This is a genomic window from Aeromicrobium sp. EU05-FHT14F07 (assembly GCF_058790455.1).
In genome coordinates this window covers 92,346-103,038 of sequence record NZ_JBYTCR010000006.1, presented here as the reverse complement: position 1 = coordinate 103,038, position 10,693 = coordinate 92,346, and the positions used below count along the sequence as shown (strand labels likewise).

Annotated in this window: 9 protein-coding genes; 5 read left to right on the top strand and 4 right to left on the bottom strand. The window is 73.5% G+C overall.

The features are described from left to right. Positions 1-5: 5 nt before the first annotated feature. Positions 6-659 (top strand): thymidine kinase, encoded by a 654-nt coding sequence (locus AC3WRM_RS07800; RefSeq protein WP_067857088.1) that lies wholly within the window; start codon positions 6-8, stop codon positions 657-659. A gap of 16 nt (positions 660-675) precedes the next feature. Here the strand turns inward: AC3WRM_RS07800 and sepH are convergent, their stop codons facing one another. Further along, positions 676-1,680: a septation protein SepH gene (sepH, locus tag AC3WRM_RS07795; protein WP_492247567.1), complete on the bottom strand. Its 1,005-nt coding sequence runs from the start codon at positions 1,678-1,680 to the stop codon at positions 676-678. Positions 1,681-1,783: 103 nt separating this feature from the next. On the opposite strand from sepH, the gene AC3WRM_RS07790 reads away from it, so the two are divergent. Then, a complete protein-coding gene (locus AC3WRM_RS07790) occupies positions 1,784-2,404 on the top strand; it encodes a trimeric intracellular cation channel family protein (RefSeq protein ID WP_492247568.1) in 621 nt (206 codons plus the stop codon). A 4-nt stretch (positions 2,405-2,408) separates the two neighbouring features. On the opposite strand, the gene AC3WRM_RS07785 is transcribed toward AC3WRM_RS07790, so the two are convergent. Beyond that, complete coding sequence (locus tag AC3WRM_RS07785; RefSeq protein WP_492247663.1) at positions 2,409-5,852, bottom strand: proline dehydrogenase family protein; 3,444 nt, start codon at positions 5,850-5,852, stop codon at positions 2,409-2,411. Position 5,853: 1 nt separating this feature from the next. Further along, entirely contained in the window at positions 5,854-7,065 is a 1,212-nt protein-coding gene (locus AC3WRM_RS07780; RefSeq protein WP_492247569.1) for an MFS transporter, read from the bottom strand. A gap of 907 nt (positions 7,066-7,972) precedes the next feature. Between AC3WRM_RS07780 and AC3WRM_RS07775 the strand changes: the two genes are divergently transcribed. From AC3WRM_RS07775 to AC3WRM_RS07765, 3 genes are all read left to right on the top strand, one after another. After that, positions 7,973-9,025, top strand: a complete 1,053-nt coding sequence (locus tag AC3WRM_RS07775) for a ferrochelatase (RefSeq protein ID WP_492247570.1) — start codon at positions 7,973-7,975, stop codon at positions 9,023-9,025. Beyond that, positions 9,022-9,840: an inositol monophosphatase family protein gene (locus tag AC3WRM_RS07770; protein ID WP_492247571.1), complete on the top strand. Its 819-nt coding sequence runs from the start codon at positions 9,022-9,024 to the stop codon at positions 9,838-9,840. Before AC3WRM_RS07775 ends, AC3WRM_RS07770 begins: the two co-directional genes overlap by 4 nt. 64 nt (positions 9,841-9,904) lie before the next feature. Then, positions 9,905-10,204, top strand: a complete 300-nt coding sequence (locus AC3WRM_RS07765) for a DUF4193 domain-containing protein (protein ID WP_067857109.1) — start codon at positions 9,905-9,907, stop codon at positions 10,202-10,204. Positions 10,205-10,246: 42 nt separating this feature from the next. On the opposite strand, the gene AC3WRM_RS07760 is transcribed toward AC3WRM_RS07765, so the two are convergent. Continuing rightward, on the bottom strand, positions 10,247-10,693 hold the full coding sequence (locus tag AC3WRM_RS07760) for a DUF4235 domain-containing protein (RefSeq protein ID WP_492247572.1): 447 nt from the start codon (positions 10,691-10,693) through the stop codon (positions 10,247-10,249).

Here is a 10,693-nt window from a genome sequence, read left to right as displayed (position 1 = left end):
AGCCCGTGGCCGACCTGATCTTCTACTCCGGCACGATGGACTGCGGCAAGAGCACCCTCGCCCTGCAGCTCGACCACAACCACCGCGCCCGTGGCCGGGTCGGACGGGTGTTCGCCTCGCACGACCGCGCCGGCGAGGCCACGCTGTCCAGCCGGCTCGGCCTGTCTGTGCCCGCGACGGAGGTCGAGGAGCACCTGCACTTCTGGGAGCACGTCGTCGACGAGCTGACCCGCGGTGGCCGCATCGACTACCTGGTGTGCGACGAGGCGCAGTTCTACACGCCCGAGCAGGTCGACCAGCTCGCGAAGATCGCCGACGAGCTCGACATCGACGTGTTCTGCTTCGGCATCCTCACCGACTTCCGCACCCGGCTCTTCCCGGGGGCCGCCCGGCTCGTCGAGCTCGCCGACCGGGTGCTGCCCCTGCAGGTCGAGGCGCTCTGCTGGTGCGGTGAGCGCGCCACCCACAACGCCCGGACGGAGGACGGCGTGATGGTCACGGAGGGTGAGGTCATCGTCGTTGGCGACGTGGACGACCCCGACCGGCCCACGCCGTCGGTGGGCTACGAGGTGCTGTGCCGACGTCACCACCGCCGCCGCATGACGGCGGCCACGGCGAAGGCCGCGGCGCTCTCGCCCGACGTGCTGCCGTTCCCCTGACGGAGGGAGCGGGCGACTACTCCGGCCGGCCGCCGAACATGATCTCGTCCCAGCTGGGCACCCGTCGACGCTCGGGACGCTTCTTGCCGCGCGGCGCCACCGTGTCGGGCACGGCCACGTGCTCCTCGACGTCGTCGTCGACCTGCGCGACCTCCGGCTCGCGCGCCTCGGTCGCAGGCTCGTCACGACCCTGGGCCTCCTCGCGACCCTGCGGGTCACGTGCGGGCTCCGGTGCCGGCTCGTCGGTCAGCGACAGCTGCTCCATCGCCCGCCGGTCGCGGGCCTCCTTCAGCGAGTGCACCAGGGCGTGCGGCGCCTCGTCGGGCAGGTGGACGAGCAGCTGCTCCTGCGGTGCGGCGTCGGGGGTCGACGGCTCCTCGACGCGCTCCTCGTCGGCACGCAGCGCATCGGCGATCGCCATGTCGGTCGCCTCGGGCGCGGCGACGTCGCCCACGAGGAGGCGGGCGGCCTCGTCGTCGGGCAGGACGTAGCGGCTCTTGGCGTCGAAGCAGAACCGCGCCGGCTCGAGCGCGTCGGGCGCGAAGACCTGGACGGTCCAGCGACCGTCCTCGCGCCGCCACGCGTCCCACACGGCGTCCTCGGGCACGCCGCCCTGGGCCGCGACGCTCTCGTCGACGGCGGTGCCGAGGAGCACGCCCGGTCCGGCCGCGTGACGGCGACGGATGGTCGTGGTGCGGGCCTGCTCGGCCATGTAGGCACGCTCGGCGAGCACCGGGGTCGCGAAGCCCTCGATCTGCTCGGTGGGCACGCCAGCGGACTCGGCGACCTGGTCGGGGGACTCACCGCGCCGGATCCGGGTCTGGATCTCGCGCGGGCTGAGGCTGCTCTCCATCGTGATCTCCATCTGGCCGTGGGCACGGCCCCGGGCACGGGGGGAGGCCTCGACGAGGGCGGCGAGCCGCCGGTCGATGGGGACGCGGAACAGCTCCGGACGACCGGGCTCGCGCAGGACGAGGTACCGTCCGTCGTCGCTGAGCCGATCGGGGCCGAGTTCGCGCATCGAGCGTCCTCCCACTGGTTGCACCGCCATCGTAGGTGGCGTCCGGTGCCCCGCTGCGGCGACACGCTCGCCCGGTCGCAGCACGACGTCCTAGGCTCTCCCCGTGCCCGACGTGTGGATCGTGACGCTCGACCTGGTCGGGATCGCGGTGTTCGCGTGCACCGGCGCGATCGTCGCCGTGCGCAAGGAGCTCGACGTCTTCGGTGCCGCGGTGCTCGGCCTCGTGACCGGTCTCGGGGGCGGGGTGCTGCGCGACGTGCTGATCGGCGCGGTGCCGCCCGCGGCCCTGCTCGACTGGCGCTACCTGCTCGTGCCGGCCGTCGCGTCGGTGGTGGTGTTCGTCTTCCACCCGACGTTCGGACGCCGGGAGTCGCAGATCACCGTGCTCGACGCCGTCGGGGCGGCGCTGTTCTGCGTCGCGGGTGGGGTCAAGGCGGCCGAGTACGGCCTCGGGGTGCTGCCCGCGGCGCTGCTCGGCATGGTCACCGCCATCGGCGGCGGGATCCTGCGCGACGTGCTCGCCGGTCGCGTGCCGGTGATCTTCCGCGAGGAGCTGTACGCGACCCCGGCGTTCGCGGGGGCGCTGCTCGCCGTCCTCGCCCACCGGGCCGACCTGGGCTGGTGGGCCTACGTCGGCGCCGGGGCGCTGTGCGTCAACTGGCGGCTGCTGGCCCTCTGGCGCGGCTGGCGGGCTCCGCTGCCGCCGGGGCTGCAGCAGGGCTGAGCCCTCAGGACCGGGGCAGGACGCGGTCGAACGCGGGGTCGTGGTTGCCGAAGCGGTGCGCGGTGATCGTCACGGCCTGCTCCCGCACGAACGGCAGCAGCTCGACCCGGCCGGACCACGTGACCTCGTCGGCGTGCACGGCGACGTCGGGGTCACCCTCGACGGCCTCGGCGAGCGGCTGGGCGAGGGACGGGTCGAGCAGGCGCACGACGCCCGGTCGCTCGTCGGCCATCCGGAGCAGCCAGGCGGCCGCGTCCTCGACGACGTGGTCGGCGAGGCCGTCGGGCAGCACGACGGGGGAGGAGACCGTGATCGTCGCACCCGACCGACGCGCGGCGAGCAGCACCCGAGCGGCGAGGACGAGGTCGTCGCCCAGCCGCACGTGGACGGTGCCGGGCCGGTAGCGGAACACGTTGCGCTCCAGGCCGAGCCCGCTGACGTCCTTCTCGCGGCCGAACTCCCGCTCCCAGGCCAGCTCGTCGGAGCCTGCCGCGGCGCGCAGCTGGGCGAGCGGGTCCTGGAGCACGTGCGGCGCGACCGCGTCGAGCAGCGCACCGACCTCGGGCGACAGTGCCACGTCGGCGGGGACGTGACGCAGCGGACGCCGGTGCCAGGTGCCGAGGTGACAGAGGTAGTTGGGACCGCCGGCCTTGCTGGTGACACCGACCTTCGAGCGCTTCCAGCCGCCGAACGGCTGTCGCTGCACGATTGCGCCGGTGATGCCGCGGTTCACGTACAGGTTCCCGGCCTCGACCGTGTCGAGCCAGCGGTTGACCTCGTCGGGGTCGAGGGAGTGGATGCCTGCGGTGAGTCCGAAGTCGGTGGCGTTCTGCCACGCCATCGCCTCGTCCAGGTCGGCGGCGTGCATGAGCCCGAGCACCGGGCCGAAGTACTCGGTGCGGTGGTAGGTGCTCCCTGGGCGGACGCCGACCTTGACGCCGGGCGACCACAGCCGCCCCGTCTCGTCCAGGCGCTGCGGCTCGACGAGCCACTCCTCGCCCTCCCCGAGCACGGTGAGCGCGTCGAGGAGCTTGCCCGACGGCGCCTCGACGACAGGACCGACGGAGACGTCGGGGTCGTCCGGCCAGCCGACCTTGAGCGACGTGACCGCGTCGACCAGCTGGCGACGGAAGCGCTCGGACGTCGCGACCGACCCGACGAGGATGCCGAGGCTGGCGGCGGAGCACTTCTGGCCGGCGTGCCCGAAGGCGCTCTTCACGAGGTCGGCGACGGCGAGGTCGAGGTCGGCGCTGGGCGTCACGACCAGCGCGTTCTTGCCGCTCGTCTCGGCCATCAGCGGCATGTCGGCCCGCCAGGACCGGAACAGGGCGGCGGTCTCCCACGACCCGGTGAGGATGACCCGGTCGACGGACCGGTGGGACACCAGCGTCCTGCTGAGCTCGCCCTCCTCCAGCGTGACGTAGCGCAGGACGTCGCGGGGCACGCCCCCCTGCCAGAGCGCCTCCACCATGACGGCCGCGCAGCGCGGGCTCTGCGGTGCCGGCTTGATGACGACGGCGCTGCCGGCCGCGAGCGCGGAGACGACCGAGCCGCAGGGGATGGCGACGGGGAAGTTCCACGGCGGCGTGACGACGGTGAGGGCGACCGGCTCGAACCGCGCACCGTCGACCACCTCCAGCCGGCGGGCCGACTCGGCGTAGTAGTGGGCGAAGTCGATGGCCTCGCTCACCTCGACGTCGGCCTCGGCGATCGTCTTGCCGGTCTCCGCGGCCATGACGGCGACGAGGTCGCCACGTCGTGTCTCGAGCGCCGCCGCTGCCTGGTGCAGGATCCAGGCCCGCACCTCGGCGCCGCGGGCGGCCCAGTCGCGACCGGCCTCGCGCGCACCGACGACGAGGGTCTCGAGCGAGGCGGGACCGTGGACCCGGTTGGTCTCGATGGTCGACAGGCCGACCTGCGTGTAGGTCGAGCGGGACAGCGCCTGACGTCCCCACACCCGGTTGCCCGCGGTGGACGGGTCGGTGTCGGGGGTGTTGGAGAAGCCGTCCGTGTGTGCATGCACGTGGTGGTCCGTCGCGTCGGTGCGTCGGTCCTGCACACGGTGCGGCGGCGGCACGACGTCGTCGAGGGCCTTGACGGAGTCGAGGAAGCGGCCCGCCTCGCGCTCGAAGGCCTCGGGGTCGTCGGCGAGGTCGAACGCGGCCGACATGAAGTTCTCGGGGCTGGCGTTCTCCTCGAGCCTGCGCACGAGGTAGGAGATCGCGACGTCGAACTCGTCGGGGTGGACGACGGGGGTGTACAGCAGCAGCGCGCCGACGTCGTCACGGACTGCAGCGACGGGGCCCGCGTCCATGCCCAGCAGCATCTCGACGTCGATCGCGTCGCGCACCCCGCGGTCGCCGGCGAGCAGCCAGGCGTACGCGACGTCGAACAGGTTCTGGCCGGCCACGCCGATCCGGACCGCGTCGACCCGCTCGGGTGTGAGGGCCCAGCCCAGGACCCGCTTGTAGTGGGTGTCGGTCTCCTGCTTGGTGCCCCAGGTGGCGAGCGGCCAGCCGTGGATCGTCGCGTCCACGCGCTCCATGGCCAGGTTCGCGCCCTTCACGACCCGCACCTTGACGGGTGCCCCGCCCGCCTCGCGCCGGGCCCGGGCCCAGCCCTGCAGACGCTGCATCGCGGACAGCGCGTCGGGGAGGTAGGCCTGGAGCACGATCCCCGCCTCGAGCTGGGGGTGCGACTCGAGCACGCGGGTGAACACCGCCACGGTGAGGTCGAGGTCGCGGTACTCCTCCATGTCGAGGTTGATGAACGCGCCGCGCTCGGCCGCGACGTCGTACAGCGGCTCCAGCCGCTGGACGACCCGGTCGACGGTCTCGTCGAAGGCCCACATCGACAGCTGGCTGGCCACGGCGGAGACCTTGACCGACACGTAGTCGACGTCGTCGCGGCGCAGCAGCTCGAGCGTGCGGTCGCGTCGGCGGACCGCCTCGACCTCGCCCAGCACGGCCTCGCCGAGCAGGTTGAGGTTGAGTCGGTCGCCGCGACGACGCAGCGTCGCGATGGTCCTGCCGAGCCTCTCGGGCCTCGCGTCGACGACGAGGTGGCCGACCATGCGTCGCAGCGTGGCCCGTGCCGTCCGGACCACCAGGCCGGGCATCACCACCGAGACGACGGCGCCCAGGCGCAGCAGGAACCTCTGGGTCCAGGGCAGGAACGCGGGCAGCGACCTGGTCAGGTCGCGCAGGTTGCGGGCCGCGACGTCGACGTCCTCCGGACGCACGACCCGGTCCACGAAGCCGATCGTGAAGTCGAGGCCGGCCGGGTCCTTGAGCAGCGTCGCCAGCCGTCGAGCGGCAGGGTCGGTGCGGCGGCGGCCGGCGGTGGAGACCCACCGTCGCACGAGCGCGACGGCTCGCTCGTCCAGCGGGGCGTCGTCGAGCAGGGCGTCGGGAGGCGGTGCGGCGGAGGAGCTCATCTCCCGGGACAGCCTAGTCCGCCACGGCCCCGGGCACGAGGGCGCGGTCGGGTCGAGGTGGCGGCCGGAACCACCACGCGACCGCTGCCGCCGCGAGGCCCGCCACGAGGGGCACGACGAACCCCGCCGACGCCCCGAACCGGTCCACGACGGCACCGGCGACGGCCGCGCCGGGGGCGACGCCGACCGCGAGACCGGTGCTCGTCCAGGTGAGCGCCTCGGTCAGGCGTGCCGGGGGGACGTACTCCTCGACGACGCTCGTGGCGGCGATCATGGTCGGGGAGATCATGACGCCGGCCAGGAAGAGTCCCGCCGTGAGCCAGGGCGTGGTGGGAGCGAGCAGCAGGGGTGCGAACAGCAGGCCCAGCACGAGCACGGTCCACCGCAGCCGCACGACGGCGTCGGCCGGTGCGGGCAGCGCCCCGACGACCACGCCGGCGAGCAGGCTGCCGGCGGCCCAGACGGCGAGCACGACCCCCGCCGCCCCGCGCTCGCCCTCTGCCTCGGTGAAGGCCACCACGAGCACCTCGGTCGACCCGAAGAGGATGCCGATCCCTACCGCCGCGACGAGGACGGGGCCCAGCACGGACCAGCCCATCGGCACGCGGCGGCCCGCGCGCCGGCCCCCGGCGGGCGGCTCCGTCCTGGTCTGCGCGGCGAGGGCCCAGCTGCCCAGGGTCGCGGCGGCGGCAGCTGTCGCGAGGCCGGCGACGTCGGCGACCTGGAGCGTGAGGAAGGTGACCAGCACCGGACCGACGATGAAGACCGCTTCGTCGATGACGGCCTCGATGGCGAACGCCGTGGTCAGGAGCGGTCGGTCGTCGCGCAGCAGGTGGGTCCAGCGCGCCCGCACCAGCGACCCGGTCTGCGGGGTGAACACCCCGGCGACGGCGGCCGCCAGGTGCGGCAAGGGAGCGGCGGCGTCGCGCGTGACGGCCAGCACGACGGCGGCGACGCCGACCGCGTACCCCGCCCCGGCGAGCACGAGCACGACGCGCTGCCCCCAGCGGTCGCTCAGCCGGCCGTGCACCGGCGCGACGACCGCGGCAGCGGTCACGTAGGCGGCGGCGACCAGCCCCGCGGCTCCGTACCCGCCACCGTGCTCCCGCACCAGCAGCACCAGCCCGAGGGACGCCATCGACAGCGGCAGCCGGGACACGAGCCCGGTCAGGCTGAACAGCGCGGCACCCGGCAGCGCCAGGACCCGCCCGTACGTCGATCGCACGCCGCCTCCTCCCTCGCCGTGTGGCTGCGCGACCGCAGACTACCCGCGCTCCTGACGGCCCCCGGCGGTCGGGCGAACGCTGGTGCGCTGCCTGGGGGCTCGTCCTGCTGGTGCGCTGGCTGCGGGGGGCTCGACGTGCGGGTGCGCTGCCGCAGGTGGTCTGGCATTGCTGCTGCGCTGCCTGGGGGGCTCGTCTTGCTGGTGCGCTGGCTGCGGGGGGCTCGACGTGCGGGTGCGCTGCCGCAGGTGGTCTGGGGTTGCTGCTGCGCTGCCTGCGGGGGTCTGTGCTTGCTGGTGCGCTGCCTCGGCTGGCGCTGGGTGTCATCTCCGAAAGGGCCTCGACCGGCAGCGGTTCCGGGGATGGCTTCGGGTCTCGGGGTCCGGTCTGGGCCCGGGGGTGACGCAGGATTCTTCCTTCTCGTGGAACGGTCCACGAGAAGGAAGAATCCTTCGTCCCCCCACCCCAAAGGGCACCCAAGATTCTGCACTCACGCGAATCAGGTCGAACGCTTCTGCGTTCACGACGGGATCCCGTGGCAAACGCAGCATCCTTGGCCATTCCACACACGAACGCAGCATCTTGCGTCCCGCAGCGCGAGCCACAGCCCGAGACCCGAAGCCGGCCCCCGCCCAGCCGCCCGGTCGAGGCCCTTTCGGAGGCCACACCCAGCGTGAGTCGAGGCAGCGCACCAACAAGCAGAGACCCCCTGCGGCAGCGCACCAGCAAGTCGAGCCCCCCGCAGGCGACGCACCAACACGTCGAGCCCCCCGCAGGCGACGCACCAGCACGTCGAGCCCCCCCAGGCGACGCACCAGCACGTAGAGACCCCGCCAGCCAGCACACCGACACGACCCGGGGCACCCCTGCCGCGCCGCGCGTGGAGGCGGTGCGTGGGACGATGACGGCATGGACGTCCGCCCCTTCGATGCACTCCTCTACGTCTCCTTCGGTGGTCCCGAGAAGCCCGACGACGTGGTCCCGTTCCTCGAGAACGTGACCGTCGGCAAGGGCATCCCGCGCGAGCGGCTGGAGGAGGTGGGGGAGCACTACTTCCTGTTCGGCGGTCGCAGCCCGATCAACGACCTCAACCGGCAGGTCATCGCAGCGCTCGAGGGCGAGCTGGCGTCGCGCGACGTCGACCTCCCGGTCTACTGGGGCAACCGGAACTGGGCGCCGTACCTCCGCGAGGCGCTCGAGCAGATGGTCGCGGACGGTGTGCGCCATGCCGCGTACTTCCTGACCAGCGCCTACTCCTCCTACTCCGGCTGCCGCCAGTACCGCGAGAACCTCGCCGACGCGACCGAGGGCCTCGACATCGAGCTCAGCCGCCTGCGGCTGCCCTTCAACCACCCCGGGTTCGTGGCGCCGTTCGTGGAGCACACCCGCGCCGCCCTCGCCGACGCGCCCGACGACACGCACGTCGTGTTCGTGACGCACTCGATCCCCGACACGATGAACGACGCGAGCGGCGGGCCCGGCGTCGGCGCATACCGCGACCAGCACCTCGAGACGGCGCGCCTCGTGATGGCGGGGCTCGAGCCGCAGCACCGGACCCTGCCCTGGGAGCTGGTGTACTGCTCGCGCTCCGGCTCGCCGCGCACCCCCTGGCTCGAGCCCGACGTCAACGACCACCTCGAGAAGCTCGCGGCCGACGGCGTCACGTCGGTCGTGCTCGTCCCGATCGGGTTCGTCTCCGACCACATGGAGGTCGTCTACGACCTCGACACCGAGGCCAAGGCCACGGCGGAGGAGCTCGGCCTGCGCTTCGTCCGCGTGCCCACGCCCGGCTCCCACCCGGCCTTCGTCGCGATGATCACCGACCTCCTGCAGGAGCGTGCGGCGGTCGACCGCGGCGAGGACCCGACGCCCGCCACGGTCGGCACGTGCGGTGCGAACCCGTGGGTGTGCGTGCCGGGCTGCTGCGCCAACCCGCGCGGCGACCGCCCGGCGCACGCATGAGCGCCGGGGTCGACCCCCACGGGCTCGTCATCCTCGCCCGGGAGGTCGGGCTGGAGGCGGCCGCCCTCGTGCGCGCGCGACGTCCGCAGGGGCGGGTGAGCGTGGCCGACACGAAGTCGAGCCGGGTCGACGTCGTCACCGAGGTCGACCGCGCCAGCGAGGAGCTCATCCGGGAACGCCTGCTCGCCGCCCGTCCCGACGACGGGTTCCTCGGCGAGGAGGGCGGCGGCGTCCGCGGCACCAGCGGCGTCGAGTGGGTCGTCGACCCGATCGACGGCACCGTCAACTTCGTCTACGGCATCCCGGCGTACGCCGTCTCGATCGCGGCACGCGTCGACGGTCCCGACGGCCCCGCCGAGGTCGCCGGGTACGTCGTGAACATCGCCACGGGCGAGGAGTGGGCAGCCGTCCTCGGCGGCGGCGCCTGGCGCTGGACGGGTGACGAGCGGCAGCCGCTGCAGGCCCCCGAGCCGCCGCCGCTCGCCGAGGCGCTCGTCGGCACCGGCTTCGGCTACCTGCCGGACCGACGTCGTGAGCAGGGGCTCGCGGTCGCGCAGCTGCTGCCCCAGGTGCGTGACGTTCGTCGCATCGGCGCGGCCGCGCTCGACCTGTGCGCGCTCGCCGACGGGCGGCTCGACGCGTACGTCGAGCAGGGTCTGCAGCCGTGGGACCGGGCGGCCGGGGCGCTCGTGGCCCGTGAGGCAGGTGTGCGCGTCGAGGGACTCGACGGACCGCCCGACGGACGCCTCGTCATGGCCGCCCACCCTGCCCTCGCAGGGGAATACTTCGACGTCGTGCGGGCTTGTGGGTTCTGACCGACGACGGCTTGTGCCGGTGTGGAACAATCCCGTCGGTTGAACGCACACGACGGAGGGGTACATGGCTACCGACTACGACGCGCCTCGCAAGACTGAGGAAGAGCAGTCCGAGGACAGCATCGAGGAGCTCAAGGCGCGTCGCCACGAGAAGAACTCGGGCAAGGTGGACGAGGACGAGGTCGAGGCGGCCGAGTCCTTCGAGCTGCCCGGTGCCGACCTCTCGCACGAGGAGCTGGCCGTCCAGGTGGTGCCGCGCAAGTCCGACGAGTTCACGTGCTCGTCGTGCTTCCTGGTCCACCACCGGTCCCAGCTCGCCGAGGAGAAGGGCGACCGGCTCATCTGCCGGGACTGCGCCTACTGACGCAGCACGCACCGGTGGGGCGACCCACCAGCCCGGGCTCGCTCAGCGCGAGCGCCGACGACGCCGAGCCGGCTTCCGCGAGGAAGCCGGCTCTGTCGTTCCTGCGGCTGCCGCCACGCGCGCACCGACGGAGGCGCCCTTCAGCGGCTTCATGCCGGGCGGAAGGGCGCCGGTGGACCGCACCCAGTAGCCGGCGGCGGCGCGGCGCACGAGCAGTCGGACGACCTCGACGAGAGCGCCCCCGACGACCGCCCACGCGACGGCCTCCTTCGTCTCGACGTCCGGGTGACGTCCGGCCGTCGGCGGCTTGCGACCCGTCGCGAGGCGCCACGTGACCATCGAGGCCTGGCGGGCGAGCAGCCCGGCGGCGATGGTGGTCGAGCGGTCGAGCAGCTTCCACGTGCTGCGGCTGGAGCGCGACGGCTTCCGCGGCGGCGTGGCCTTCTCCAGGCTGGGGGTCGTGCGAGCCTTGCGGGACGTGCGGGCCAT

Bases quoted from the DNA above. Each gene is read 5' to 3' on its own strand.
- sepH (WP_492247567.1), bottom strand. From the start codon at position 1,680: ATGCGCGAACTCGGCCCCGATCGGCTCAGCGACGACGGACGGTACCTC.
- AC3WRM_RS07775 (WP_492247570.1), top strand. From the start codon at position 7,973: ATGGACGTCCGCCCCTTCGATGCACTCCTCTACGTCTCCTTCGGTGGT.
- AC3WRM_RS07765 (WP_067857109.1), top strand. From the start codon at position 9,905: ATGGCTACCGACTACGACGCGCCTCGCAAGACTGAGGAAGAGCAGTCC.
- AC3WRM_RS07770 (WP_492247571.1), top strand. From the start codon at position 9,022: ATGAGCGCCGGGGTCGACCCCCACGGGCTCGTCATCCTCGCCCGGGAG.
- AC3WRM_RS07760 (WP_492247572.1), bottom strand. From the start codon at position 10,693: ATGGCCCGCACGTCCCGCAAGGCTCGCACGACCCCCAGCCTGGAGAAG.